At 74.3% G+C, this 25,895-nt stretch carries 26 protein-coding genes; 17 read left to right on the top strand and 9 right to left on the bottom strand.

Annotated features, from left to right (window positions below):
* Positions 1-344: 344 nt before the first annotated feature.
* The 4 genes from C2865_RS25875 to C2865_RS25860 all read left to right on the top strand — a co-directional run bounded on the left by C2865_RS25875 (position 345) and on the right by C2865_RS25860 (position 2,903).
* Positions 345-1,127 carry an HAD-IIA family hydrolase gene (locus tag C2865_RS25875; RefSeq protein WP_106401143.1) on the top strand — a complete coding sequence of 261 codons (783 nt, stop codon included), beginning with the start codon at positions 345-347 and terminating at the stop codon, positions 1,125-1,127.
* 163 nt (positions 1,128-1,290) lie between these two features.
* Positions 1,291-1,671, top strand: a complete 381-nt coding sequence (locus C2865_RS25870) for a hypothetical protein (protein ID WP_106401142.1) — start codon at positions 1,291-1,293, stop codon at positions 1,669-1,671.
* A complete protein-coding gene (locus tag C2865_RS25865) occupies positions 1,668-2,462 on the top strand; it encodes a hypothetical protein (protein WP_106401141.1) in 795 nt (264 codons plus the stop codon). The genes C2865_RS25870 and C2865_RS25865 overlap by 4 nt, the downstream gene beginning before the upstream one ends.
* 69 nt (positions 2,463-2,531) lie before the next feature.
* On the top strand, positions 2,532-2,903 hold the full coding sequence (locus C2865_RS25860) for a hypothetical protein (RefSeq protein WP_106401140.1): 372 nt from the start codon (positions 2,532-2,534) through the stop codon (positions 2,901-2,903).
* 3 nt (positions 2,904-2,906) lie between these two features.
* Here the strand turns inward: C2865_RS25860 and C2865_RS25855 are convergent, their stop codons facing one another.
* From C2865_RS25855 to C2865_RS25845, 3 genes are all read right to left on the bottom strand, one after another.
* Positions 2,907-4,154 carry a GNAT family N-acetyltransferase gene (locus C2865_RS25855; RefSeq protein WP_106401139.1) on the bottom strand — a complete coding sequence of 416 codons (1,248 nt, stop codon included), beginning with the start codon at positions 4,152-4,154 and terminating at the stop codon, positions 2,907-2,909.
* Between the two features lie 82 nt (positions 4,155-4,236).
* On the bottom strand, positions 4,237-5,475 hold the full coding sequence (locus C2865_RS25850; RefSeq protein WP_157963916.1) for a cytochrome P450: 1,239 nt from the start codon (positions 5,473-5,475) through the stop codon (positions 4,237-4,239).
* Entirely contained in the window at positions 5,472-6,056 is a 585-nt protein-coding gene (locus C2865_RS25845; protein WP_157963915.1) for a TetR/AcrR family transcriptional regulator, read from the bottom strand. The genes C2865_RS25850 and C2865_RS25845 overlap by 4 nt, the downstream gene beginning before the upstream one ends.
* A 184-nt stretch (positions 6,057-6,240) precedes the next feature.
* On the opposite strand from C2865_RS25845, the gene C2865_RS25840 reads away from it, so the two are divergent.
* The gene (locus C2865_RS25840) at positions 6,241-6,660 is read left to right on the top strand and encodes a hypothetical protein (protein ID WP_106401136.1); all 420 of its coding nucleotides are present in this window, start codon (positions 6,241-6,243) and stop codon (positions 6,658-6,660) included.
* 10 nt (positions 6,661-6,670) lie between these two features.
* On the opposite strand, the gene C2865_RS25835 is transcribed toward C2865_RS25840, so the two are convergent.
* Together C2865_RS25835 and C2865_RS25830 are read right to left on the bottom strand one after the other, a co-directional pair.
* The gene (locus tag C2865_RS25835) at positions 6,671-7,834 is read right to left on the bottom strand and encodes a cytochrome P450 (RefSeq protein ID WP_106401135.1); all 1,164 of its coding nucleotides are present in this window, start codon (positions 7,832-7,834) and stop codon (positions 6,671-6,673) included.
* A 30-nt stretch (positions 7,835-7,864) separates the two neighbouring features.
* Positions 7,865-8,668, bottom strand: coding sequence for an SAM-dependent methyltransferase (locus tag C2865_RS25830; RefSeq protein ID WP_106401336.1), 804 nt, complete (start codon positions 8,666-8,668; stop codon positions 7,865-7,867).
* A gap of 305 nt (positions 8,669-8,973) precedes the next feature.
* Between C2865_RS25830 and C2865_RS25825 the strand changes: the two genes are divergently transcribed.
* The 9 genes from C2865_RS25825 to C2865_RS25785 are packed head-to-tail and all read left to right on the top strand — an operon-like array spanning position 8,974 to position 19,135.
* Positions 8,974-10,176: a glycosyltransferase gene (locus C2865_RS25825; protein ID WP_232835812.1), complete on the top strand. Its 1,203-nt coding sequence runs from the start codon at positions 8,974-8,976 to the stop codon at positions 10,174-10,176.
* On the top strand, positions 10,176-10,754 hold the full coding sequence (locus tag C2865_RS25820) for a D-sedoheptulose-7-phosphate isomerase (RefSeq protein ID WP_408608335.1): 579 nt from the start codon (positions 10,176-10,178) through the stop codon (positions 10,752-10,754). The genes C2865_RS25825 and C2865_RS25820 overlap by 1 nt, the downstream gene beginning before the upstream one ends.
* Positions 10,751-12,145: a PfkB family carbohydrate kinase gene (locus C2865_RS25815; RefSeq protein ID WP_106401132.1), complete on the top strand. Its 1,395-nt coding sequence runs from the start codon at positions 10,751-10,753 to the stop codon at positions 12,143-12,145. The genes C2865_RS25820 and C2865_RS25815 overlap by 4 nt, the downstream gene beginning before the upstream one ends.
* Positions 12,142-13,098, top strand: coding sequence for a UDP-glucuronic acid decarboxylase family protein (locus tag C2865_RS25810; RefSeq protein ID WP_106401131.1), 957 nt, complete (start codon positions 12,142-12,144; stop codon positions 13,096-13,098). The genes C2865_RS25815 and C2865_RS25810 overlap by 4 nt, the downstream gene beginning before the upstream one ends.
* A gap of 14 nt (positions 13,099-13,112) precedes the next feature.
* Positions 13,113-14,738 (top strand): carbamoyltransferase family protein, encoded by a 1,626-nt coding sequence (locus C2865_RS25805; protein ID WP_106401130.1) that lies wholly within the window; start codon positions 13,113-13,115, stop codon positions 14,736-14,738.
* Positions 14,735-16,240: an HAD-IIIA family hydrolase gene (locus C2865_RS25800; protein WP_106401129.1), complete on the top strand. Its 1,506-nt coding sequence runs from the start codon at positions 14,735-14,737 to the stop codon at positions 16,238-16,240. The genes C2865_RS25805 and C2865_RS25800 overlap by 4 nt, the downstream gene beginning before the upstream one ends.
* Positions 16,237-17,256, top strand: a complete 1,020-nt coding sequence (locus C2865_RS25795) for a glycosyltransferase family 9 protein (protein ID WP_106401335.1) — start codon at positions 16,237-16,239, stop codon at positions 17,254-17,256. The genes C2865_RS25800 and C2865_RS25795 overlap by 4 nt, the downstream gene beginning before the upstream one ends.
* Positions 17,253-18,203, top strand: a complete 951-nt coding sequence (locus tag C2865_RS25790) for a glycosyltransferase (protein WP_106401128.1) — start codon at positions 17,253-17,255, stop codon at positions 18,201-18,203. Before C2865_RS25795 ends, C2865_RS25790 begins: the two co-directional genes overlap by 4 nt.
* Positions 18,200-19,135 carry a glycosyltransferase family 9 protein gene (locus C2865_RS25785; protein WP_106401127.1) on the top strand — a complete coding sequence of 312 codons (936 nt, stop codon included), beginning with the start codon at positions 18,200-18,202 and terminating at the stop codon, positions 19,133-19,135. Before C2865_RS25790 ends, C2865_RS25785 begins: the two co-directional genes overlap by 4 nt.
* A 30-nt stretch (positions 19,136-19,165) precedes the next feature.
* On the opposite strand, the gene C2865_RS25780 is transcribed toward C2865_RS25785, so the two are convergent.
* Positions 19,166-19,786, bottom strand: a complete 621-nt coding sequence (locus C2865_RS25780) for a TetR/AcrR family transcriptional regulator (RefSeq protein WP_106401126.1) — start codon at positions 19,784-19,786, stop codon at positions 19,166-19,168.
* 89 nt (positions 19,787-19,875) lie between these two features.
* Between C2865_RS25780 and C2865_RS25775 the strand changes: the two genes are divergently transcribed.
* Complete coding sequence (locus tag C2865_RS25775; RefSeq protein ID WP_106401125.1) at positions 19,876-21,039, top strand: NADH:flavin oxidoreductase; 1,164 nt, start codon at positions 19,876-19,878, stop codon at positions 21,037-21,039.
* A 7-nt stretch (positions 21,040-21,046) separates the two neighbouring features.
* On the opposite strand, the gene C2865_RS25770 is transcribed toward C2865_RS25775, so the two are convergent.
* Both C2865_RS25770 and C2865_RS25765 read right to left on the bottom strand, forming a co-directional pair.
* Positions 21,047-21,943: a glycosyltransferase family 2 protein gene (locus C2865_RS25770; protein WP_106401124.1), complete on the bottom strand. Its 897-nt coding sequence runs from the start codon at positions 21,941-21,943 to the stop codon at positions 21,047-21,049.
* On the bottom strand, positions 21,940-22,848 hold the full coding sequence (locus C2865_RS25765) for a glycosyltransferase family 2 protein (RefSeq protein ID WP_198653593.1): 909 nt from the start codon (positions 22,846-22,848) through the stop codon (positions 21,940-21,942). Before C2865_RS25765 ends, C2865_RS25770 begins: the two co-directional genes overlap by 4 nt.
* A 222-nt stretch (positions 22,849-23,070) precedes the next feature.
* Between C2865_RS25765 and C2865_RS25760 the strand changes: the two genes are divergently transcribed.
* Positions 23,071-23,841 carry a ribosome hibernation promotion factor gene (locus tag C2865_RS25760; protein WP_106401123.1) on the top strand — a complete coding sequence of 257 codons (771 nt, stop codon included), beginning with the start codon at positions 23,071-23,073 and terminating at the stop codon, positions 23,839-23,841.
* 4 nt (positions 23,842-23,845) lie between these two features.
* Positions 23,846-25,123: a phosphoribosyltransferase gene (locus C2865_RS25755; RefSeq protein ID WP_106401122.1), complete on the top strand. Its 1,278-nt coding sequence runs from the start codon at positions 23,846-23,848 to the stop codon at positions 25,121-25,123.
* A 12-nt stretch (positions 25,124-25,135) separates the two neighbouring features.
* Here C2865_RS25755 and C2865_RS25750 read toward each other — a convergent pair whose 3' ends face one another.
* Complete coding sequence (locus tag C2865_RS25750) at positions 25,136-25,852, bottom strand: maleylpyruvate isomerase family mycothiol-dependent enzyme (protein ID WP_106401121.1); 717 nt, start codon at positions 25,850-25,852, stop codon at positions 25,136-25,138.
* Positions 25,853-25,895 lie beyond the last annotated feature (43 nt).

Here is a 25,895-nt window from a genome sequence, read left to right as displayed (position 1 = left end):
ATCAGTCAATAGGTGAAACTTCTTCAGATTTGGCCGGAATGCGACGCTCGTTCATGTTTGCCGGGCGTGAAAACAGGAACGGCGCCTCGCACCGGGAGAACCCGGGCGAGACGCCGCCCATGTCGCGGCACGGTGTGCGGGGTCGCCTCTCGGCGAGATGCACAACGCGGCTCCAGCCGAACGGTATTCCGCGAAGGCGATAGGTGAGGCCCGGGGACACCGAGCACACCGGCCACGTCTTGAACAACAGGATCCCCCCGCCCGTTGTTCCCGCCCGCTCCCGGCGGATCCCCCGGCCGCTCCGACCGCCCTGCGGCAGGGGCGCGGCCTGCGAGAATGTGCCCATGACGGACCTCAAGTCGATCGAGTACTGGCTTTCGGACATGGACGGCGTCCTGGTGCACGAGGGGACGCCGATCCCGGGAGCCGAAGCCTTCCTGTCGAAGATCACCTCTTCGGGCAAGCACCTGCTGGTGCTGACGAACAACTCGTTGTACACCCCCCGGGACCTGTCGGCGCGGCTGGCCGCGGCGGGCCTGAACGTGCGGCCGGAGTGGATCTGGACGTCGGCGCTGGCCACCGCGCAGTTCCTGGCCGACCAGCGCCCGCACGGCGGCGCCTACGTCATCGGGGAGGCGGGACTGACCACGGCGCTGCACGAGGTGGACTACATCCTGACCGACCTGAACCCCGACTACGTGGTGCTGGGGGAGACGCGCAACTACAGCTTCGACCAGATCACCAGGGCGGTGCGGCTGATCGAGCGCGGCGCCCGGTTCATCTGCACCAACCCCGACCCCATCGGCCCCTCCCAGGAGGGCTCGCTGCCGGCGTGCGGCGCGGTCGCCGCGATGATCACCCGGGCGACCGGGGTGGAGCCGTACTTCGTGGGCAAGCCCAACCCGCTGATGATGCGCAGCGCCCTGCGCCGCATGGGCGGGCACAGCGAGTCCGCCGCGATGATCGGCGACCGGATGGACACCGACGTGGTCTCGGGGATGGAGGCCGGCATGGAGACGATCCTGGTGTTGTCGGGGGTGACCCGCGAGCACGAGATCGAGCGGTTCCCCTACCGGCCCTCCCGCATCTTCGACTCGGTGGCGGACCTGGTCGAGATGGTGGAATGATTATCCACCCGGGTAGTACATTTCACTACATAAGCACCGGGAGAAAAGTACTTGTTAGTACTTAATAACGGTTCCCGGAGAATTGCCGTTCTTGCCCTCCTTGCCTTTCTTGTCGCTATAGCCTCCTGGTCCTGAGGTTCGGGAGTCCAAGAAGGGGGCGGCGGTGGCGGCGATCGAGGAGAGCCTGGCCGCCGCGCTGGACATCCCCGGCGCCCAGGCCGCCACACTGGTGGACTTCGCCGTCGGCCTGCCCCTCGCGGCGGCCGGCGGCGACCGCTTCACCGACGCGGCCGAGGACGCCGAAGGCCTGTCGGAACTGCTGCGGACCGCCCTGGCCAGCCCCGTGCTGTCGTGCGCCGCCACCGGCGACGACCTGGAGGAGCTCACCGTCAGCGGCACGGCGGGCCACCACCTGCTCATGGTGCTCACCACCCCGCTGGACGCGCGCCTGTGCCTGCACCTGCGCCTGGACCGCGAGCGGGGCAACCTCGCGCTCGCCCGGCACCGGCTGCGGGAGATCGCCCGCGCCCTGGCGGTCGGATGAGGCGGCTGCGCGAGCACCTGCGCCGGCTGGCCGACGAGCGGGCCACCGGCACCCTGCACCTGGACGGGCAGGGCGCCCTGTACCTCGCCGACGGCGCCGTCGTGCACGCCGAGAGCCGCCACACCCCCTCCCTGCGGGACCTGCTGGTCAACTCCGGCAGGCTGAGCGAGCACGGCTGGGAGTGCCTGCGGGCCGGCGGCGCGTCGGCCGCCCTCGCCGTCCCGGGCCGGCTCAGCCGCGCCGAACTGCAGATGTACCAGCTCATCGCCCTGTTCGACGCCGTGTACTTCCTGGCGCCCTGCCGTGCCGAGCCCCGCTTCACCGCGGGCGAGCGGCACTGGCTGGCCGGGTTCACCGCCGCCGATCCCGCCACGCTGGCCCACGAGGTGCGCCGCCGCCGCGCCCTGCTGGGCGCGGCCTGGCCCTCCCCGCTGGCCGACGACGCGCCGCTGGAGCCGGTACGGCGGCTGCACCGCCAGCGGGTGGTCCTCACCGGCCTGCAGGCCGAGCTGCTGCTGAACGCCGACGGCCGCAAGACCCCGTCCGAGCTCGCGCGGGAGCTCGGACGGACCCGCTTCGGCTGCACCCTGGCCGTGCGCGGGCTGGTCGCCTCGGCGCTGGCCCGCGCCCCCGAGCCGGAGGAGGGCGTCAGGATGCCGCGCCGCCACCCGGGCGGGGCGCCCCGCCGCGCGCTGCCCGTCACCTCCGGCGCACCTTCCCGGCCCCGCTGGGCCGAAGCAGACCCGGGGCTGCTGGCACTGCTCCAAGACGCGCTGAGGGAGCTGGAATGAGCGCCCCCGGCCGCGGTGCCGCACGCCCCGCGACCACCCATTCGAGATGACCGGTCAAAGGAGACAGTGATGTCCGACATCGAGCAGTCCCTCAAGGAGATGATGTCGATCGACGGCGCCATCGGCGCGGCGATCGTCGACTACGGCAGCGGCATGGCGCTGGGCGTCATGGGCAACACCAAGGCGCTGGACCTGCAGATCGCCGCGGCGGGCAACACCGAGGTGGTACGGGCCAAGATGCGCACGATCGAGCAGCTGGCGCTGAACGACACCATCGAGGACATCCTCATCACGCTGTCGCGGCAGTACCACATCATCCGGCCCTTGTCGGGACGCAACGGCCAGGGCCTGTTCATGTACATGGCGCTGGACCGGGAGCGGGCCAACCTGGCGCTGGCCCGCCACCACCTCAGGCGCATCGAGGAGAACGCCGAGGTCTGAACGTCAGAAGATGTCGGGGCACCAGGCGCGGCGGGAGGCCCGCAGCAGGGTGTCCGCCGCGGCGGCCGCCCCGGCGCGCTCCTCGTCGAGCCGGCCCAGCGCCGCCAGCCGGACCGCCGACTCGTCCCCGAGGTAGAGGCCGCCCAGCGCGGCCGCGGGGAGGGTGAGGTCGGCGGCCAGGGCGGTGGGGGCGCAGGAGGCGCCGTCCGGTCCGGCCTCCAGCAGGAACCGCCCCTGCGCGAGGCCCGCCTCGTCCCGCACGTCCAGGACGAGACGGCCTTCAGCCGGGTAGGAGCGGGCGGTCAGCATCGCCGGGACGTCCAGCGGCCGCAGCCACAGGTGGTCGACGCAGGCCGTGGTGACGGCGGCACGGGCGTCGCCGACCAGCAGCGGCAGCAGGTCGTCGGGCGCGCGCGAGGGGGCGTGGACGCGGGTCACCCAGTCGATCGAGCACAGGTAGTGCCACAGGGCGCGTTCGGCGGCCGGTGAGTACGCCAGCAGGTCCTGCACGTGCAGGTCGCCGTCGGGCATGCCGCCGTTCCAGGCGTTGACGGCGGTGTAGGCGACCATTCCGTCGACGGTTCCGTCGGCGGCCAGGTAGAGCGCGTAGTACGGCTCCTTCCAGTCCCCGCCCGTCGGCTGGTAGGAGCCGGTCAGCTTCTTCCACCAGCCGCCGGGGCGGGTGACGAACCCGTGCTGCTTCCGGCGGATGCGCTCGTGCAGCCACGGGCCCTCCTTGCGGACCCGTTGGGCGTCGGCGAGCACCACGCGGCCCCCGTCCTGGGGGCCGGGCGGGGGTCCGGGGCGCATGGCGCGCATGGCGTCGATGCGGAAGTCGGTGAGCCAGGCGGCGGGCCCGAACCCGTACCGACCGTAGATGGGGTATTCGGCGGCGATGAGGGAGGCCACCGGGTTTCCGGCCTCCTTGAACCTGCGCAGATCGGGCTCGATCATGCGGGTGAGCAGGCCCTGCCTGCGGTGCGTGGGCGAGACCGTCACGGCGCTGACCGCGCTGGAGGGGACGGTCGCGCCGCCGGGCGCTGTGACCTCGTGGTCGAAGCTGCGGTAGGTCGCCACGCACCGGCCGTCCTCGAAGGCCCCCCAGGTGCGGGAGAAATCGAGGATCTCGCGCATGTACTCCAGGTCGTGGGCTTCGGCGGTGGGCGCCCCGAGGTAGCCGATGCTGCGGGCCTGCCACCACTGCGCCACGTCGTCGTCGTCCATCTCCAGCAGGCGGATCTCCACGCTCATAGGCTCCCTCTCTCCCGCACGGTGTCGGCCCACGCTACGCCGATCAAGGAAGGCGGGAAAAACGTTTTCGTCGGTGGAGGGCTCAGGGGCGGGGCGTCCCGGTGGTCACCGGGAAGGTGCGTAGCCCGCGCAGGACGGGGCTGTTGATGCGGGTGGGGGGCGCGGCGGGCGCGAGGTCGGGCAGGCGGCGGTACAGGGTCTCGATGGCGACGCGGGATTCCAGGCGGGCCAGGGCGTGGCCGATGCAGAAGTGGATGCCGGTTCCGAAGGCCAGGTGGGTGCGCTGGTCGCGCTCGAGGAGGAACGTGTCGGGGTCGGTGTGGTGGCGGGGGTCGCGGTTGGCCGAGGCGATCAGGGTCAGGACCGTCTGGCCGGCCGGGATGGTGACGTCGCCGAAGGTGACGGGGACGCGCGTCTCGCGCAGGAGTCCCTGGCCGGGGGCGTCGTAGCGCAGGGTCTCCTCGACGGCCGCGGCGGCCAGGCCGGGGTCGGCTCTGAGGCGGTCGTGCGCCTCGGGGTGGGCGAGCAGCGCGGCCATGGCGTTGGAGACGAGGTTGGTGGTGGTCTCGTTGCCGGCGACCAGGAGCAGGACGCAGAAGGTCACGAGTTCGGCGGTGGTGAGGGCGTCGTCGCCCTCACCGGCGACCAGGAGGCTGATCAGGTCGTCGCCGGGGTCCTTGCGGCGGCGGCGGATGGTGCGGGTGAAGAACCAGGAGATCTCCGCGACGCCGGTCAGCATCCGGCGGGTGCCGCCGTCGGTGAGCAGGCCGTTGACGAGGTCGTCGGACCAGCGTTTGAAGTCGTGCACGCGGTCGGAGGGGATGCCCATCATCTCGGCGATCACGAGCGTGGGCAGCGGGGAGGCCAGATCCCGCACGAGGTCGCCCGGCCGGGAGGGGTCCGCGGCGCACATGCCGTCGACGAGGCTTTCGGCGATCTGGCGGATCCTCGGTTCCAGCGCGGCGATCCTGCGCGGGGTGAACGCGGGGCTGACGCGGCGGCGCAGCGCGGTGTGGTCGGGCGGGTCGGTCGTCAGCAGGACGCGCGGCCCGGGCGCCTTGGCGAGGAGCGAGGCGAGGCGGCGCGGGATCCGCAGGGAGGGGTTGAACGGGTTGCCGGTCAGGTTCGACCAGCGGCCGAGGTCGGAGGAGAAGCGGGTCGCGTCCCGTACCGCGACGGCGACGTCCTCGTGCCGGCTCAGCACCCACATGCCGAGCGCGGTGTCGTGGTGGACGGGGGCGTTCTCGCGCAGCCGGGCGTAGTGGGGGTAGGGGTCGTCGATGACGGAGGGGTCGTTGATCTCGAACGCGGTCGCGGTCACTGGCGTGCCTCCAGTGCGGTCAGCAGGGTGTCCACCCATTGCGTGATGAACCGGTCGTCGTCGATGCCGAAGGGGGGATGGTCGTACACGTAGGTCATGACCCAGTAGTTCTCGACGGCGCCCAGCCAGATCGTCGCGACCGCCTCGTAGTCCCGGCCGCCGGCGTCCCCCCGGGCGCGCAGCCAGTCGGCGAAGAAGCGGTAGGAGGTGGCGAACAGGCGGCTGCGCGCGTCGGCCATCACGGCGGGGAACCCCTCGGACTCCTTCATCATGACCCTGATGAGGTCCCGCCATCCGTGCATCAGCTGCAGCATGCACCGCGCGATGAGCGTCAGTTCCGCCCTCAGGTCGCCCAGCGGCAGCATCGCCGACAGGTCCAGGCCCTCGGCCACGCCCGCCGCCTGGTCGACCGCCGCGGCGAGCACCTGCTCCTTGGAGCCGAAGTGCGTGTAGAGGGAGCCCGACCGGGGCGAGAGTCCCGCGGCCTTCTCTATCGCCCCGATCGACGTCGCCGCGTAGCCCCGCTGCGCGAACAGCTTGAGCGCCTCGTTGATGATCCTGGTCCGGGTACCGTCGGCCACGGGTTTTCCCATCACTCGTTTGGATGATCCGAATGTACGTTTACCCGACGGCACGGTCAAGGGCCCTGGAGTGGTGTGCGCCCGACCTGGGGGCGGTCAAGTCTGCGCAGGGGCGCGGGTGGGCGGGGGGAGACCGGGAAGGAGCTGCGGAAAGTAGGTTTTGTTCGCTGACGCGAGGAAGATCATGAGATTCCTGGTACGTCCGCACCAGTTGCCGGCCCGGCTGTCGGCGGGGCTGGTCATCCTCAACTCCGGGCTGGGCAAGCGCGAGGCCGACCAGCCGACGGCCGAGGGGGTGCACGGCATGGCCGCGGGCACCTACCCCTTCCTCAAGTCGCAGGATCCGCAACGGTTCGTGCGGCTGCTGTCGACCGGGGAGATCGCCATCGGGACGATGCTGCTGACCCCGTTCGTGCCGTCTCTGGTGGCGGGCGCCGCGCTGACGGCGTTCGCCGGCGGCTTGCTGGGCCTGTACCTGCGCACGCCGGGCATGCGGGAGGAGGGCGGCCTGCGGCCGACCTCCGAGGGCCTGCCGCTGGTCAAGGACGTGTGGTTGCTGGGCATCGGGCTCACCCTCGCGCTGGACGACGTGCGCGACCGCTGAGCCCGGCGCCTCAGACCTCCCAGACCAGGGGCAGGGTGTCCAGGCCCATCAGCCCGTAGGCGTGCTCGAGCGCCTCCCGGTCGGGGGAGAGCCGCCAGGCGGGGACGGCGCGGTGCCACTCCTCCAGGGCGATGCGCATTTCGGTGCGGGCCAGGTGGGAGCCCAGGCAGCGGTGCGGGCCCGTGGCGAATCCCAGGTGGCGGTTGTGCTCGCGGCGCAGGTCCACCTTCTCGGGGTCGGCGAACGCGCGCGGGTCGCGGTTGGCCGAGGCCAGCGGGAGCATGACGGTCTCGCCCGCCTTCATGGGGCAGCCGGCGACCTCGGCGTCGCGGGTGAGCTTGCGGCCGGGCAGCACGATGGAGTAGGCGCGCATGAGCTCCTCGACGGCGGCGGGGATCAGGCCGGGGTCTTCGCGCAGCGCCTTCTGGTCCTCGGGATGGGCGGCCAGGTGCCAGAAGGCGTAGGACAGCTGCGAGGTGACGGTGTCCAGACCGGCCATGAACAGCAGCAGGCAGAGGTCCAGCAGGTCCTGTTCGGGGATCGGCTCGCCGTCCAGCCGCCAGGTGAGGGCGTGGCTGACCAGGTCGTCGCCGGGTTCGGCGCGTCGCAGCTCGATCAGCTCGGCGAACATCGCGGTGACCTGGCCCATCGCGGCGACCCGTTCGGCGTTGGCCGTGGGCGGGCCGTGCAGGATGGCGCGCTCCCAGGTCAGGAAGGTCTCCAGCCGCTCCACGGGCAGCCCCATGAGTTCCAGGAAGATCACCGAGGGGAAGGGCGTGGCGAAGTCCGTGACGAAGTCGCAGTGCCCGGTGCGGGAGATCCCGGCGATGAGGGAGGCACAGTGCTCACGGATGCGTTCCTCGCGCTCCCTGACCGCGGCCGGGGTGAAGTGGGGGCGCAGCAGCCGCCGCCAGGCGGTGTGCTCGGGTGGGTCCAGCATCTCGGGGATCCACCGGTAGCGCGGCTCGGGGTCCAGGGCGTTGACGGCGGAGCTGGAGAACAGTTCGGGGTCCTGGAAGGCGGCGGTGATGTCCTCGTGGCGGGTCAGGACCCAAAAGCCCCGCCCGAAGGTGGACCGGAACGCGCGGTGCTCCTCGCGCAGCGCGTTCAGGATGCGTGCGGTCTCGCCCACGGGCCGCGCGCCGGCCAGCGGGTTGAAGTCCAGTTCGGTCACGGTGTCTCTTCCTCGGTGGTGTGCGGCGGGTCAGGGTTTGCGGGCCACTCCGCACAGGAACCAGGTGGGCAGCCGTTCGCGGGGAGGCCGGAGCGCGGCGGAGGGGCGCCAGTCAGGGAGCGGGACGAGGCCGGGCTCGAGCAGCTCGAAGCCGTCGAAGAAGCGTGCGATGTCCGGGGCGCGGCGCAGGGTCATCTCGGAGCTGGCGCGGCGGTAGACCGCGGCGCCTGCCTGGGCGGCGTCCTCCTGCTCCGCGGCGGTGATGTGGGAGAGCACCAGATGGCTGCCGGAGGGGAGGGCCTCGCCCAGTACCCGTACCGTCCGCCACGGGTCGTCCTCGTCGGTCAGGCAGTGCAGGACCGAGCTGAACAGCACGGCCACGGGCCGGTCGAAGTCGAGGGTGCGGTGCAGCCGGGGGCCGGCCAGGATCTCCTCCGGGCGCCTGAGGTCGCCGGGGATGACGTCCACGTTGTCGGCACCGGCCAGCAGTGCCCGGCCGTGGGTCAGGACGACGGGGTCGTTGTCCACGTAGACGCACCGGGTCTCCGCGGCGGCCTCGCGGGCGGCCTCGTGCACGTTGCCCCGGGTGGGAAGCCCCGCGCCCAGGTCGAGGAACTGGCGGACACCGGCCTCGGCGGCCAGGAAGCGCACGGCGCGTCCGAGGAACGCGCGGTTCTCCCTGGCCAGTGCGGGCGCCTGCGGGGCGACCTCGAGGACCCGGGCCGCGGCCTCCCGGTCGGCGGCGTAGTTGTCCTTGCCCCCCAGGTAGAAGTCGTACATGCGGGCGACGTTCGGGACGGTGACGTCTATTCCCCCTGGCGTCGGCTCGTCCATCGTGCCCCCTTCGTGAAAGATGTTCGCGATCATAGGGGGATTCGTTAGATTTCGCCACCCATGTTGCATTACTCGTCAAACCAGTAGTAGATAAATTTTCATCCATTACTGCGGCGAGAATTGGGATTGGTCTTCTTTACTGCGATTATGGCGTTTTGTAATTAGTGTCAGGGAAGGATGGATGGCAACGGTTGATGTGCTGAAAATGGCATTATTGGGGCCGATGCGGGCGGGTGGAGGGAAGGGTTTTCCGGCTCGGCGTAGGACCTGCGGACCCCGTTCGAGGAGGAGCTTTGCTCGTTCACATGGTCTCCGAACACGCTAGCCCGCTGGCAGTTCTGGGCGGGGAGGACGCAGGCGGACAGAACGTCTACGTCGCCGCACTGGCGGGCGCGCTGGCCGAGCGGGGACACGAGGTCACCGTCTTCACCCGCCGGGATTCGCCCGACCCGCCGCCGTCCGTGCGCGCCCCCGCCGGATTCACCGTCGAGCACGTCGACGCGGGGCCGCCGCAGCCGGTGTCCAAGGACGCGCTGATGCCCCACATGCGGGCCTTCGCCGAACACCTGACGCGCCGCTGGCTGACCGAGCCGCCCGACGTCGTGCACGGCCACTTCTGGATGAGCGGCTGGGCCGCCCTGACCGGCGCGCAGCAGCTGGGCATCCCCGTGGTGCAGACCTTCCACGCGCTGGGCGTCGTCAAGCGCCGCCACCAGGGAGGCGCCGACACCAGCCCGCCCGAACGCCACCGCCTGGAGCCGCTGGTGGCCCGCCGCGCCCAGGCCGTCATCGCCACCTGCACCTGCGAGGCCGAGGACCTGTACGCCCTGGGCGTGCACCCCTCCCGGCTGGAGATCGTGCCGTGCGGGGTGGACCTGCGCATGTTCCGGCCCGACGGCCCGGCCGCCGGGCGGGGCGGGCGGCCCCGCGTGCTGAGCGTCAGCCGCCTGGTGCGCCGCAAGGGCCTGGACACCGTCCTGGAGGCGATGGCGTCCCTGCCCGAGGCCGAGCTGCTGGTCGCCGGCGGCCCCGCCCGCCGGGACCTGGACCGCGACCCCGAGGTCGCGCGCTGGCGTGCCGTCGCCGAACGCCACGGCATCGCCGACCGCGTCGAGTTCCTGGGCGGCGTGCCGCACGAGGACGTCCCGGCGCTGATGCGCTCGGCCGACGTCGTGGTCGGCGTCCCCTGGTACGAGCCGTTCGGGATGGTGCCCGTCGAGGCGATGGCCTGCGGCACGCCCGTGGTCGCCTCCGCGGTCGGCGGCCACCTCGACACCGTCGTGGACGGCGTGACCGGGCTGCTGGTCCCGCCGCGCGACCCGCGGGCGCTCACCGCGGCGCTGCAACGCGTCCTGAACGATCCCGCCCGGCGCCGCACCATGGGCGACGCCGCGGTGCGCCGCGCCCGCGCCCTGTACTCCTGGGAGCGGGTGGCGGCCGGGACCGAAGCCGTCCACGCCAAGGTGGCCGCCCGCGCCACCGTGCCGATGGGGGAGGCCAGCTCATGATCGACGACCATCTGACCCGCCTGGAGGCCGCGCTGCACAGGGTGCGCGGCCAGAGCCCGCTGCTGCTGCGCTGGGGCCGCCTCCTGGCCCGCACGCTGCAGGACGGCGGACGCCTGCTGGCCTGCGGCAACGGCGGCAGCGCCGCCCAGGCCCAGCACCTGACCGCCGAACTCGTCGGCCGCTACCAGGGCGAGCGCCGCCCGTTCTCGGCGCTGTCCCTGCACTGCGACACCTCCGCGGTCACCGCGATCGTCAACGACTACGGGGCCGAGGAGCTGTACGCGCGCCAGGTGCGCGCGCACGGCCGCCCCGGCGACGTCCTGCTGGCCCTGTCGACCAGCGGCACCAGCCGCAACATCGTGTGCGCCGCCCACACCGCCGCCCGCGCGGGGATGCGCACGTGGGCGCTGACCGGCCCCGCGCCCAACCCGCTGGCCGCGGCCTGCCAGGAGGCGCTGATCGTGGACGCGCCCTCGACCGCCACCGTGCAGGAGGCGCACCTGGCGGTGGTGCACCTGCTGTGCGAGGTCGTCGACGAGCAGGTGCGCGTCCCGCACCGGGCGGTGGTGCGGGCATGAGGGCCGGACCGCTGGTCGTGGTCGGCGACACGCTCCTGGACGTCGACCTGCAGGGCACCTCCCAGCGCCTGGCGCCGGACGCGCCGGTGCCGGTGGTCGACCTGGCCGCCGAACGCCCCCGCCCCGGCGGGGCGGGACTGGCCGCGGTGCAGGCGGCCCGGCTGCGCACGGCACGCGAGACGGTGCTCATCACCCCGCTGGCCGACACCGACGACCCCGACGCGCTGACCCTGCTGGAACTGCTGGAGGAACAGGGAGTGCGGGTGGTGCGGCTGGCCCTGAGCGGCCGCACGGTCCGCAAGACCCGGCTGATCGCGCACGGCAGGCCCCTGGTGCGGGTGGACCGCGGCGACGGGCGCCTGCACGGCCGCGCCGGCCTGCCCGACGCCGCGGCCGCGGCCGTCCGCGGCGCGGGCGCGGTCCTGGTGTCGGACTACGGCCGCGGCACCGCCGCCCACCCGGTGCTGCGGGCACTGCTGGAGGACCTGCCCGGCGAGGTGCCGCTGGTGTGGGACCCGCACCCGCGCGGCGCCGAGCCCGTCGCGGGAGCACGGCTGGTGACGCCCAACCACGAGGAGGCCCGCGTCCTGGCCGCCACCGCGCCCACCGCCCGCTCCGGCGGCTACGCCCAGGCCGCCACGGACGCCGCGGCGCTGCGCGCCCGCTGGCGGGCCTCGGGGGTGAGCGTGACGATGGGCGAGCACGGGGCCCTGCTGTGCACCGGAGACCAGCCGCCCGTCCTGGTGCCCGCGCCGCACGTACCGGGCAGGCCCGACACCTGCGGAGCGGGCGACTGCCTGGCCGCCGCCACGACGGGCGCGCTCGCCGAGGGCGCGCTGCTGACCGAGGCGCTCGAACAGGGCGTCCACCACGCCTCGGCGTTCGTCACCGGCGGCCCGGCCCGCCGGACGCAGGCGCCCGCGGGCGAGGAGCCGTGGGACCTGGTGCGCCGCACCCGCCTGCAGGGCGGCACCGTCGTGGCCACCGGAGGCTGCTTCGACCTGCTGCACCCCGGCCACGTCAGCCTGCTGCACCAGGCCTCGCGGCTGGGCGACCTGCTGGTGGTGTGCCTGAACTCCGACGCCTCGGTGCGCGCCCTCAAGGGCCCCGGACGGCCCGTCATGGACCAGCGGGACCGGGCCCGGGTGCTGTCGGCGCTGGGCTGCGTCGACACCGTCATGATCTTCGATGAGGAGACGCCGATGGCGCTGCTGGACAGGCTCCGCCCCGACCTGTGGGTCAAGGGCGGCGACTACGGCCCGATGGAACTGCCCGAGGCGCCGCTGGTCCGCGGGCACGGCGGCCAGGTGCTGCTGCTGCCCTACCTGGAGGGCCGCTCCAGCACCCGCCTGGTGCGGCGCGCCCACACCGCGGGAGGTGAGCACTCATGAGCGGACGCACCATCGCACGGGCGGTCGTCACCGGAGGCGCCGGCTTCCTGGGCTCGCACCTGTGCGAGCGGCTGCTGGAACGCGGCGTGTCGGTCATCTGCATGGACAACTTCCTCACCGGCACCCCGCACAACCTCATCCACCTGCTGGGACGGCCGGGCTTCCAGGTCGTGGAGTGCGACCTGACGGACTTCGTGCACGTCTCCGGGCCGGTCGACCTGGTCCTGCACTTCGCCTCGGCCGCGTCCCCGGTGGACTACCTGAAACTGCCGCTGGAGACACTGAAGGTCGGCGCGCTCGGCACGATGCACGCCCTGGGCCTGGCCCGGGAGAAGACCGCCAGGTTCGTCCTGGCCTCCACCAGCGAGGTCTACGGCGACCCGCTGCGCCACCCCCAGCGCGAGGACTACTGGGGCAACGTCAACCCCGTCGGGCCGCGCAGCGTCTACGACGAGGCCAAACGCTACGCCGAGGCCCTGACGACCGCCTACCGCCACAGCCGCGGCGCCGACACCGGCATCGTGCGCATCTTCAACACCTACGGGCCCCGGATGCGCCCGCACGACGGCCGCGCCATCCCCACCTTCATCCGCCAGGCGCTGGCGGGCGAGCCGCTGACGGTCGCCGGCGACGGCACCCAGACCCGGTCGATCTGCTACGTCGACGACACCGTCGAAGGCGTCCTGGCGCTGGCCTTCAGCGGCGAGAGCGGCCCGGTCAACATCGGCAACGGCAGCGAGACCACCATCGCCGACCTGGCCCGCACGATCCGCCGCCTGTGCGGTTCGCGCTCGCCGATCGAGTTCGTCCCGCGCCCCGTCGACGACCCCAGCGTGCGCTGCCCGGACGTGGCGCTGGCCCGCCGGCTGCTGGGATGGGAGCCGCGCGTGGCACCCGAGAAAGGCCTGGCCCGCACCATCGAGTGGTTCGCCGACCGCCTGGCCCACGTGTGAATGAGGGAGCACGGATGCGAGTCCTGGGAATCAACGCGATATTCCACGATCCCGCGGCGGCGCTGGTCGTCGACGGCCGGCCGGTCGCCGCGGCCGAGGAGGAGAGGTTCAGCCGCCGCAAGCACGGCAAGCGGCCGGTGCCGTTCTCCGCCTGGGAGCAACCCGGGCAGGCCGCCCGGTGGTGCCTGCGGCACGCCGGGCTGAGCGCCGCCGACCTGGACGCCGTCGCCTTCTCCTACGATCCGGCGCTGGCCAGACCGGCGCACGAGATGGGCCTGGACGACCCGTTCGACGACCTGCGCATCCGGTACGCGCGGATGGCGCCCACCCTGCTGGCCGAGGAACTGCCCGGCCTGGACCCGGCCAAGGCCGTCTTCGTCCCCCACCACGTGGCGCACGCCGCGTCGGCGGGGCTGGCGGCCCCGGCCCGCTCGTGCGCGGTGCTGGTCAACGACGGGCGCGGCGAGGACGGCTCGCACCTGGCCGGCCGCTACCGCGACGGCGAACTGGAGGTGCTGGCGACCCAGCCGCTGCCGCACTCCCTCGGCCTGTTCTACGAGGACCTCACCCAGCACCTGGGATTCCTGCGCTCCAGCGACGAGTACAAGGTGATGGCGCTGGCCTCCTACGGCAAGCCCCGCCATCTGGACCTGCTGCGCGAGGCGGTGCGCGTCCACCCCGCCGGGGGGTTTCGCACCGACCCCGTCGACTGGGCGTCGCTGTGCCCGCCGCGCGCGCCGGACACGCCCTGCACCGACGCGCACGCCGACGTCGCCGCCAGCGCCCAGCGCCGCCTGGAGGAGGTGCTGCTGGAGCAGGCCCGCCTGCTGCACGCCCAGACCGGCGAGCGGCTGCTGGCGATGGCCGGCGGCACGGCGCTGAACTGCGTGGCCAACACCGTCCTGGCCCGGCAGGGCCCGTTCGAGCGGGTATGGGTGCAGCCCGCCGCGGGCGATGCCGGCACCTCCCTGGGCGCGGCGCTGCAGCTCAGCGCCTCCAGCGGCCAGGAGCCGTGGACGATGCGGGGCGCCGATCTGGGCCGGGACCTGGACGACGGGGAGATCGAGCGGGCGCTGCGCCGCTCCCGGGTGCGCTACGAGCGGCCCGGTGACGTCGCCGAGGCCGCCGCCGAGGTCCTGGCCGGCAACGGCATCGTCGCCTGGGTGCAGGGCAGGGCCGAGTTCGGGCCGCGCGCGCTGGGGCACCGCTCCCTGCTGGCCCATCCCGGGCACCGCGCCAACCTCGAGCGCCTCAACGACGTCAAGGGCCGCGAGCAGTTCCGGCCCGTGGCCCCGATGGTGGCGGCCGGCCGCGCGGCGGAGATCTTCCAGCGCGGCCCGCTTCCCAGTCCCTACATGTTGTTCGTCCACGACGTCGCGCCCGCCTGGCAGGACCGCATCCCCGCCGCGGTGCACGTGGACGGCACCGCCCGAGTGCAGACGGTCGACGCGGCCGACGAGCCGCTGACCGCCCGCCTGCTGGACGCCTTCGAAAGGCGCACCGGCCTGCCCGTGCTGGTCAACACCAGCCTCAACACCGCTGGAAGGCCCATGGTGGACGACATCCGCGACGCGCTGGAGTGCTTCGGCTCCACGCCCATCGACCTGCTGGCCCTCGGATCCTTCGTGGTGCGGCGATGAACGGCTACAGCATCGTGATCCCGACCCTGGTGCGGCCGTCCCTGCGCGCCTGCCTGGACTCCCTGGCCCGTGCCTGGGGCCCGCCGCCCGAGGAGATCGTCCTGGTCGACGACCGTCCCCGCGGCGGCCCGGTCGTGCGCGTCCCCGGCGAGCTGGCCTGCCTGGTGCGGGTGGTGGCCAGCCGGGGGCGGGGCCCCGCGGCGGCCCGCAACATGGGCTGGCGCCGCACCCGCACCCCGTGGGTGGTGTTCCTGGACGACGACGTGGTGGTGGAGGAGGACTGGTACGCGGCGCTGGCCGTCGACCTGAAGCGGGCCGACGAGCGGGTGGCCGGGGTGCAGGGCCGCATCACCGTGCCGCTGCCGCCGGGGCGGGCGCCCACGGACTGGGAGCGGGTGACCGCGGGCCTGTCCCGGGCCCGGTGGGCCACCGCGGACCTGGCCTACCGCCGCACCGCGCTGGTGGAGGCCGGCGGTTTCGACGAGCGGTTCCCGCGCGCGTTCCGCGAGGACGCCGACCTGGCGCTGCGCGTGCAGGCCGACGGGTGGGAGCTGTCCGTCGGCGAGCGCCGCACCCTGCACCCGGTGCGGCCGTCCTCGGCGTCGGCGAGCCTGCGCGCCCAGGCGGGAAACGCCGACGACGCGCTGATGTGCGCCGTGCACGGCCGCGACTGGCACCGCCGGGCCGGGGAGCACGTGGGGCGCAGGCCCCGCCATCTGGCCATCACCGCGGCCGGCGCGCTGGCGGCGGGCGCGGCCCTGGCCGGACGGCGCCGCCTGGCGGGCATGGCGGGCCTGGCGGCGCTGGCGGGGGTCGGGGAGTTCGCGGCAGCCCGCATCCTGCCGGGTCCGCGCGACGTGCGGGAGGTGGCGCTGATGCTGGGCACCAGTCTGCTCATCCCGCCGGCCGCCTCCTGGCACTGGTTCGGCGGGCTGGCCCGCTCCCGCGCCGCGCGGCCTTGGCCCGGACCGGCCCAGGCGCTGCTGCTGGACCGCGACGGCACCCTGGTGCACGACGTCCCCTACAACGGGGACCCCGACCTGGTGGAGCCGCTGCCGGGGGCACGCGAGGCACTGGACCTGGCGCGCAGCCGCGGCCTGCGGCTGGGGGTGGTCAGCAACCAGTCGGGTCTGGCGGCGGGACGCTTCTCCGCCGAGGACATGGCGGCGGTCAACCGGCGGGTGCAGGAGCTGCTGGGGCCCTTCGAGGTATGGGAGACCTGCCCGCACGGCGGCGACGACGGCTGCGCCTGCCGCAAGCCCGCGCCGGGCCTGGTCACCCGCGCCGCCGCGGGGCTGGGCGTGCCGGTCTGGCAGTGCGTGGTCGTCGGCGACATCGGCTCCGACGTCCAGGCCGCGCGGGCGGCCGGGGCCCGTTCGGTGCTGGTGCCCACCGCCCAGACGCGCCGTGAGGAGCTGCGGGGGGCGCGGTGCGCGCCGGACCTGATGACGGCCGTGCGGTTCGCGCTCGGCGAGGCGTCGGGGGGCCGGCTGTGGCGGTGAGCGGCGGGGCGCTGGTGGTGCGCCTGGACGGGGCGGGCGACGTCCTGCTGGCCGGCCCGTGCGTGCGCGCGGTGCACGCCCGGTACGGGCGGGTGGCGGTGCTGGCCGGCCCGCAGGGCGAGCAGGCGGCGCGGCTGCTGCCGGGGGTGTCGCAGGTGCTGGTGTGGCGGTGCCCGTGGGTGGTGCGCGAGCCGCCGCCGGTGCGGGCGCGCGAGATCGGGGAGGTGGTGGAGCGGATCGCGGCCGCCTCGTTCGCCGAGGCGCTGGTCCTGACCTCCTTCCACCAGTCGCCGCTGCCGGTCGCGCTGCTGCTGCGCATGGCCGGGGTCGGGCGGATCAGCGCGATCAGCACCGACTACCCCGGCAGCCTCCTGGACGTGCGCCACCGCGTGGCCGAGGACGTGCACGAGGCCGAGCGCGGCCTGTCCCTGGCCCGCGCCGCCGGGTTCGCGCCGCCGCCCGGCGACACCGGGGCACTGGCGGTGCGCACCCCGCTGCCGCCCACCGCCGCCCTGACCGGGCAGGGCCCGTATGTGGCGGTGCATCCGGGAGCCACGGCCGCCGCGCGGCGCTGGCCGCGGGAGCGGTGGGTGGACGCGGTCAAGGAACTGGTGCGCCGCGGGCACCGCGTGGTGGTGACGGGCGCGCCGGACGAGCGGGAGCTGACCGCGCACGTGGCCGGGGCGCACGCCCTGGACCTGGGCGGCCGCACCGGCCTGCACGAGCTGGCCGGGGTGCTGGCGCGGGCCCGGGTCGTGCTGGCGGCCAACACCGGGCCCGCGCACCTGGCCGCGGCCGTGGGCACGCCGATCGTGTCGCTGTTCGCGCCGGTCGTCCCGGCGGCGCGCTGGCGTCCCTGGCGGGTGCCGCACGTGCTGCTGGGCGACCAGCGCGCGGCGTGCCGCGCCAGCCGGGCCGTGGACTGCCCGGTGCCCGGCCATCCGTGCCTGAACGGGGTGGGCGCCGAGGAGGCCGCCGACGCGGCCGAGGCGCTGATGGAGGAGGCGGGGAGATGAACGTTCTCATCTGGCATGTGCACGGCTCGTGGACCACGGCCTTCCTGCAGGGCGATCACACCTACCTGCTGCCGGTCACGCCCGGGCGCGACCCCGACGGCAGGGGCCGGGCCCGCACCTGGCGGTGGCCGGACTCGGCGGTGGAGGTGCCGCTGGGGCGCCTGGCCGACCACGACGTGGACGTGGCCGTGCTGCAGCGCCCGCACGAGGAGGAGCTGCTGCGCCGCTTTTTGGGGCGCAAGGTGCCCCTGGTGTACCTGGAGCACGACGCGCCGTGGGGCGAGGTGCCGCTGACCCGCCATCCGATGGCCGACCGGCGCGATGTGCTGCTGGTGCACGTCACACACTTCAACGACCTGTTCTGGGACAGCGGCTCGACCGAGCGGCGCGTCGTCGAGCACGCGGTGCTCGATCCGGGGGCGTTGTGGAGCGGGGAGCTGCCGCGCGCTGGGGTGGTGGTCAACGAGCCGCTGCGGCGGGGCCGCTACGCGGGCACCGACCTGCTGGGCCGGCTGGCCGGGGGCGTGCCGGTCGATGTGTTCGGGATGAAGGTCACCGGCCTGCCCGAGGCGCTCGGCCTGGCCGAGGCGTGCACTTTCGAGGACCTTCCCCAGGGGCGGATGCACGAGCTGCTGGCCTGCCGCCGGGTGTACCTGCACCCGTTCCGGTGGACGTCGCTGGGCCTGTCGCTGATCGAGGCGATGTACCTGGGGATGCCGGTGGTGGCGCTGGCGGCCACCGAGGCGGTCGAGGCGGTCCCGCCGGGCGCTGGTGTCGTGTCCACCAATCCGGACGTGCTCGCGCAGGCGGTGCGCCGCCTGGTGCACGACCGGGACGAGGCGGCGGCGCTGGGCAAGGCCGGGCGGGAGGCCGCGCTGGACCGCTACGGGTTGTGCCGCTTCCTGGCCGACTGGGACGTGGTGCTGCGCGAGGCCGTGGCCCGATGAGCGCCGTCCTGATCCTGCGGGCCCTGGGGCTGGGTGACTTTCTGACCGGGGTGCCGGCCTACCGGGCGCTGGCGGCGGCGCATCCCGGCCGCGAGATCGTGCTGGCCGCGCCGGGGGTGCTGGCGCCGCTGGTGCCGTTGACCGGGGCGCTGGACCGGCTGCTGCCGACGGGGGAGCTGCGGCCGATCCCGTGGCGGGGGCCGCCGCCGCGCCTGGCGGTGGACCTGCACGGCAACGGCCCGGCCAGCCACCGCCTCATCGCCGCCACGGGTGCGCGCGGCCAGTGGATGTACGGCTCGCAGGCGGCTCCGGACGTGGCGGGCCCGTGGTGGCGGGAGGAGGAGCACGAGACGGCGCGCTGGTGCCGGCTGCTGCGCTGGCACTGCCTGCCGGCCGACCCGTCGGACCTGCTGCTGGAGCGGCCCGCGGTGGCCCCGCCCGTGGTGGATGCGACCGTGGTGCATCCGGGTGCGGCCCATCCGTCGCGCCGCTGGCCCGCCGGGCGGTTCGCCGAGGTCGCCGCGGTGCTGGAGGACGCCGGGCACCGGGTGGTGCTCACCGGCGGCGCCCGGGAGCGGCTCCTGGCCGAGCGGGTCGCGGAGCTGGCGGCCCTGCCCGAGCAGCGGGTGCTGGCCGGCCGGCTGGACCTGTCGGCGCTGGCGGCCCTGGTGGCCGCGGCCCGCCTGGTCGTCAGCGGGGACACCGGGGTGGCGCATCTGGCCTTCGCCTACGCGCGCCCGTCGGTGACGCTGTACGGGCCGGTCTCCCCGCGCCTGTGGGGGCCGCCCGAGCACCGCCGCCACCGGGTGATCTGGCACGGGCAGGGCGGCCGTCCGGGGGATGCCCGAGGCCGCCGTCCCGACGCGCGGCTGCTGTCCATCGGCGTGCCGGAGGTGGTGGAGGCCGCCTTGTCGCACGCGCCGGTCCGCTGACCCGCGGCCCCCGTCGACCCGCGCGGGGTCTCAGCCGGCGGGGGTCCGGGTCGGGGGCGCGGTCAGGCCGGCGGTGAGGAACGCCACGACGGTGGAGGTGTCGGGCAGCGCGGTCTCGGCGGCGGGGCTGGGGGACAGGGCGCGGCCGTAGATCTCCAGCAGGAGGGTGAAGGCCAGCCGCCAGCGCTGGGAGATCTCGCGGGGCGCCAGGTGGGGCATGGCGCGGCCGAGCATGGTCTCGAACGGCGCGGGGCTGAACCACGGCGACGGGACGGGGATGTGCCCGGTGGGCAGGACCGAGCGGGCCAGCAGGTGGCAGAGCATGCGGCCCTTCTCGGTGCGCGACAGCTCCTCGAAGGGCTGGACGATGGCGGCGACGAGCTCGCCGGCCTGGAAGGACCTGCCGTCGGGGGCGTCGGCGTGGCGGGCCAGGCCCTCCAGCCGCCCTGCCCACAGGGGCAGCAGCTCGCGTTCCAGGAGCGCGGCGATGAGCGCTTCGCGGGAGCCGAAGTGGTAGTGGACCGCGCCGGGGTTGAGGCCGGCTTCGGCGTTGATGGCCCGCACCGAGACCCGGTCGGGGTCCTTGAGCAGGAAGAGGCGCTCGGCGGCCGCCAGGAGGCGGTCGCGGGTGGAGGTTTCGTCGCCGGCCATGTGTCGGATCCTATGTCTTCAACACCGATCCAATCAGTGATTGAATCGGTGTCGGAATCAGAGCGGAACCCCTACCCCCGGAGGCAGCCGTGACCGTCCCCGACGTCTTCAGCCCGGCCCGGCTCGGCCCGCTGACCCTGCGCAACCGGGTCATCAAGGCCGCGACCTTCGAGCACATGGCTCCGGGTGCGCTGGTCAGCGACGACCTGATCGAGTTCCACCGCGCCCACGCCGCCGGCGGCGTGGGCATGACCACGGTGGCGTACTGCGCGGTGGCCCCCGAGGGCCGCACCGAGCGCGACCAGATCCTCATGCGGCCCGAGGCGCTGCCGGGGCTGCGCCGCCTGACCGAGGCCGTGCACGCCGAGGGCGCCGCGGTCTCCGCGCAGATCGGCCACGCCGGGCCGGTCGCCAACGGCAGGTCCAACGGGGTGCACGGGCTGGGCGCCTCGGTGTTCTTCAACCCCATGTCGATGCAGAAGATCCGCACGGCCACCGCCGCCGACATCGAGCGCATCACCAAGGCGCACGCCGACGCCGCGCTGCTGGCGGTCGAGGCGGGTTTCGACGCCGTGGAGATCCACATGGGCCACAACTACTTCACCAGCTCCTTCCTCAGCCCCAAGCTCAACCGGCGCAAGGACGGGTTCGGCGGTTCGCTGGCCAACCGCGCCAAGGTCGCCCTGGGCGTGGCGCGCGCCGTGCGCGAGGCGGTGGGCGAGCGGATCGCGATCCTGGCCAAGCTCAACATGGACGACGGCGTCTCGGGCGGTCTGCGGCCCGGCGAGAGCGTGCAGGTCGCCGCGTGGCTGGAGCGCGACGGCTCCGTGGACGCTCTGGAGCTGACCGCGGGCAGCTCCCTGCTCAACCCCATGTACCTCTTCCGCGGTGAGGCCCCCGTCAAGGAGTTCGCCGAGGTGTTCTCCCAGCCGCTGCGGGCGGGCATCAAGCTGGGCGGCAAGAAGTTCCTGCACGCCTACCCCTACCGGGAGGCGTTCCTGCTGGAGACCGCCCGCCTCTTCCGTGCGGAGCTGCGGCTGCCGCTGGTGCTGCTGGGCGGCATCACCGGCCGCGCCACCATGGACAAGGCGATGGCCGAGGGCTTCGAGTTCGTGGCGATGGCCCGCGCCCTGCTGCGCGAGCCCGACCTGCTCGAGCGCCTGCAGAAGGACCCGGCCACGCCCTCCCTGTGCACGCACTGCAACAGGTGCATGCCGACCACCTTCACCAAGACCAACTGCGTCCTGGCCTGAAGCGCGTTCAGCCCACGTAGCGGCGGGCGGGGGAGCGGCGCTGGGAGTCGCGCAGCAGCCGCAGCCCGGCCGCCACGTGGGCGGGCACGGGGCGGCGTTCGCGCAGGACCCAGCCGGCCCCGGCCAGCGCGTGTGCCACGGCCCGGGCGGTGGCGGCGTCGTGGGGCGCCGAGCGCAGGACGGCCAGGGTGTGGCGCAGGGCGTCGGGCCAGGGGCGGCGCAGCCACGCGGTCCACAGGGTGTTGCGGATGCCCAGGCGGCGGCGTTCGCGGGGGTCGCGGGCACGGGAGGGCGCGTGGTGGATCCGCACGTCCTCCCGCCAGCACAGCCACCATCCGGCGGCGGCCAGGTCGAGGCTGAGCAGTTCCTCCTCGCCGCCCAGCCACAGCCGCCGGCTGAAGCCCCCGGCCTGGCGGAAGGCCGAGACGCGCAGCATGGACGCGCCGGCCAGGATGCTCAGCAGGGCGGGTCCGGGCAGCCAGGCGGGCGCGGGGACGGGAGAGTGGCGCAGCTCGGGGGTCAGGGGGTCCTCGCCCCGGCCGGGTTCGACGAGGATGAGGCCGGTGACGGAGGCCAGGCGGGGATGGGCGTCCAGGAGGTCGGCGGCGCGGGAGGGCGCGCCGGGCTCCCACCAGGTGTCGTCGTCGCAGAACGCCACGTAGGGGGTGGTGACCCGCCGCACGGCCAGGTTGCGGGCGACGGCCCCTGCGTTGCGGGCCAATCGCAGCAGGGCGACCCGCGGGTGCAGCCGGGCCACGGCCTCGGCGGTGCCGTCGCTGGAGGCGTTGTCGGCCACGATGACCGGCGGGCCTTCGGGCAGGGCGGTCATCAGCTCCAGGGTGCGCAGCAGCTCGTCCCTGCGGTCGCGGGTGATGATGACGACCGAATAACGCGGGGGGCTCATCGCCGCTCCAGCAGGCGGGCCTGGTGCTCCAGGTGCGGGGGCAGGGGGCGGCGTTCGCGCAGCGCGGCGGGCAGCCTGCGCAGGGTCCCGGCCAGGGCGGTGCGGGCCTCGGGGTCGCGCAGGGCCGCGGCGGCCAGGCGGGCGGTGCCGCAGGCGGCGGCGCGCAGGGCCGCGGCGGCCAGGCGGGCGGTGCCGCAGGCGGCGGCGCGCAGGGGGCGGCGCAGCCAGGCGGTCAGCAGGGCGTTGCGCTGCTCCAGGGCGCGCCGTCCCCGGGAGGGCCGGTTGGCGGAGGGGTGGTGCAGGGCGCGCACGGACGGCACGTGGCACAGGTCCCAGCCGCGGGCGCTCAGGTCCAGGGCCAGCAGTTCCTCCTCGCCGGCGAAGAACAGCAGGGGGTGGAAGCCGCCGGCCTGCAGGAACGCCTCGCGCCGCACGACGGTGGCGCACGCCAGGAACCCCAGGACGGGCGGGCCGGGAAGTCCGGGCCGGGCGGGCAGGGGCGAGGCGGCCAGCACGGCGTTGAGGGGGTCGGGGTCGCGGCCGGGGCCCACGAGGGTGGCGGCGGCGATCAGGGCCAGGCGGGGGTGGGCGTCCAGGAGGCGGGCGGCGCGCCGCAGGGAGCCGGGCTCCCACCAGGAGTCGTCGTCGCTGAAGGCCACGTACGGGGTGCGGGCGGAGCGCACGCCCAGGTTGCGGGCGGCCGATCCGTGGTTGTGCTCCAGGCGGATGAGCCTCACCTCGGGGAAGCGGCGGGCGACGAGGTCGGCGGTGCCGTCCGCCGAGCCGTTGTCCACGACCGTCACGCCGGGCCGTTCGGGCAGGGCCAGGGTGTGCTCCAGGGTCGTGGCCAGCTCCCGGCACCGGTCGCGGGTGGCGATCACGATCGTCGTGGGCTCTGGTGTCACACGCGGTCACCTACCCGCATGAAACATCACGAAAATGCACATACCTCCGCATGGGCGGTTGTTGGCCGGGAGTTGCCGAAAGCCCGCCCGCCCTTCCCGAAAACCGGCACCGCGAGGACCTTGGGCCCCTGTCAGCGGCCGCCGGCCTGCGCGACCGTGGGAGAAAAGCCCACACGCGCGGCCGACCCGGAGAAGGCCGCGCCGGCAGGGGGGAGCACACCCATGACCCGCACCATCCCGCAGGTGAAGACCCAGGCCGGCGGAAACGTCCCGCAGGAACTGCTGGACCGGGCCAGGGAGAAGATCGAGAAGCTCAGCGGCCGCGCCCCCGAACCCGTCCTGGCCGCCCGGGTGCGCCTGACCATGGGCGCCGACCCCGCACGCCCCGCCCTCGCCCAGGCCAACCTCGACGTCAACGGCCGCACCGTGCGGGTGCAGACGGCCGCGGCCACCATGGCCGAAGCCGTGGACGTGCTGGAAGACCGCCTCGCCGAACGCCTGCGCCGCGTCGCCCGCCACTGGGAGGCCGTGCGCGGCGGCCAGCCCCAGCCCCGGGAATGGCGGCACAACGCCGAACCCGCCCACCGACCCGCCTACTACCCGCGCCCCGCCGAAGAACGCCAGGTCATCCGCCACAAGTCCTACGAACTCGCCTCGGCCACCCCCGATGAGGCCGCCTTCGACATGGAGGCCCTGGACTACGACTTCCACCTGTTCACCGACGTGGCCACCGGCCAGGACAGCGTCCTTTACCGGCACGCCGACGCCTACCGCATGGCCCAGCTCGACCCCAGGCCGCGCCGCGACGCCCCGGCCGTCGACCTGACCGTCAGCCCGCACCCCGCACCCCGCCTGACCGTGCCCGAGGCCATCGAAAGGCTGGAGACCACGGGCCTGCCGTTCGTGTTCTTCGCCGACTCCGCCACCGGCCGCGGCAACGTCCTCTACCACCGCTACGACGGCCACTACGGCCTCATCACACCCGCCGGATGACACCATGACCTACACCGACCGCAGGCACGCCGGGAGGGCGCTGGCCGACCTGCTGGGCCACCTGCGCGCCCGCGACCCCCTCATCCTGGGCCTGCCGCGCGGCGGCGTCCCCGTCGCCTTCGAGGTCGCCCAGGCGCTGAGGGCCCCGCTGGACGTCATCGTGGTCCGCAAACTCGGCACCCCGGGCCACCCCGAACTGGCCATGGGCGCCATCGGCGAGGGCGGCGTCCGCGTGCTGAACACCGACATCCTGCGCCGCGGCCACATCAGCGACGCGCAGCTGAGCCGGGAGGAGGAGCACGAGCACGCCGTCCTGGACGAACGCGCCGCCCGCTTCCGCGGCGGCCGCGAACCGCTGGACCTGCACGGGCGCACCGTCGTCATCGTCGACGACGGCGCCGCCACCGGATCCACCGCCCGCGCCGCCTGCCTGGTGGCCCGCGCCCGCCACGCCGAGCACATCGCGGTGGCCGTCCCCGTCGCCTCGCCCGAGGCCGCGCGGAGCCTGGGCGAGGTCGCCGACGAGGTCGTCTGCCCGCACACCCCGCGCGACTTCTACGCCGTCGGCCAGTTCTACGACGACTTCGCCCAGACCGCCGACGACGAGGTCATCACCCTGCTCAAGCAGGCCAGGGAGGCGGCCTCACCGGTCGTGGACCGGGAGGTGGCCGTCCAGGCCGGGCCCGTGGAGCTGGCCGGGCACCTGGTGCTGCCGCCCCATCCCGAGGGGATCGTGCTGTTCGCGCACGGCAGCGGCAGCAGCCGCCACAGCCCCCGCAACCACCAAGTGGCGCGGGCGCTGAACGGCGCGGGCCTGGGCACGCTGCTGTTCGACCTGCTGACCCGCCGGGAGGAGCACGACCGCTCCCACGTGTTCGACATCCCGCTGCTGGCCGGGCGCCTGGCCGACACCACCGGCTGGCTGGCCGGCGAACCCGACGTCCGCGGCCTGCCGGTGGGCTACTTCGGCGCCAGCACGGGAGCGGCGGCGGCGCTGATCGCCGCGGCCGAACCGGGCTCCCCGGCGCGCGCGGTGGTCTCGCGCGGCGGCCGCCCCGACCTGGCGATGCAGGCACTGCCGCAGGTGCAGGCACCCACGCTGCTCATCGTCGGCGGCGCGGACCTGCCGGTCCTGGACCTCAACGAGCAGGCGCTGGCGCGGCTGAGGTGCGAGAAGCACCTGGCGGTCGTGCCGGGCGCCACCCACCTGTTCGAGGAGCCGGGCGCCCTGGAGGAGGTCTGCGACCTGGCCTCCGCCTGGTTCGCCGAGCACCTGCGTTAGCCGGCGCCCGCGTCAGAAGGCCGAGTGCTCGAGCCAGTGGCGCAGCAGCGCCTCGTCGCCCCGCACGCGCACGCGCTCGGGTGAGGCGCGGCGGGTGAGGACCAGCAGCAGGTCGAGTGCGCCGCCGCGCACGGTGACGTCGGCGGGCTCGTCCTTCTCGCTCCACAGGACGGCCTCGGGTGTGCGCCGCACCGTCCAGACGCCGCCGGTGTCGTCGGCGGCGAACTTCAGCACGCCGTTGCCGCGCAGTTCGGCCAGCGCGGGGGACAGGCCCGAGTTGACGCTGGCGGTCAGGAGGTCGAGCCCTTCGCTCATCGCGTCGGCCGCGGTGGCCGCGGGCGCGGTGAAGTCCTCTCCCGCGGCCAGGGCGGCGTCCGCGCGGTGCACCAGCACGTCGTTGCGCATGCGCCTGCTCCAGAAGCGGGCGGGCCGCGGCCCCAGGAACGTCCACACCACGGCGTCGGGGTCCGCGCCGACCGCCTCGGCCACCAGTTCGGCGCTCTCGCGCAGCCACGGGCCGGGCTCGGCGGGCGCGCCGCCTTCGGGCTGGGGCGGGGGAGTGCCGGTGCGCAGGAGTTCGGCGGTCCACCGCTGCCCGTGGCCCACGTGGGCGGCCAGGTCGGCCAGCGTCCACAGCGGGCAGGTGGGCACGGGCAGGGCCGGGTCGGTGCGCTCCAGCAGGCCGGCCAGGGCCGCGGTCTGGTCCTTCAGGTCGAGGCAGGTGTCCATGGGATCCCCTCGGTCGTGATACTTGTGTACCAAATCTTTATGG

Source organism: Actinocorallia populi (assembly GCF_002995495.1).
In the GTDB taxonomy this organism is placed as follows: Bacteria; Actinomycetota; Actinomycetes; order Streptosporangiales; family Streptosporangiaceae; genus Actinocorallia; species Actinocorallia populi.
The sequence above is the reverse complement of the archived record's forward strand: the minus strand, read 5'-3'. Positions and strand labels throughout refer to the sequence as shown.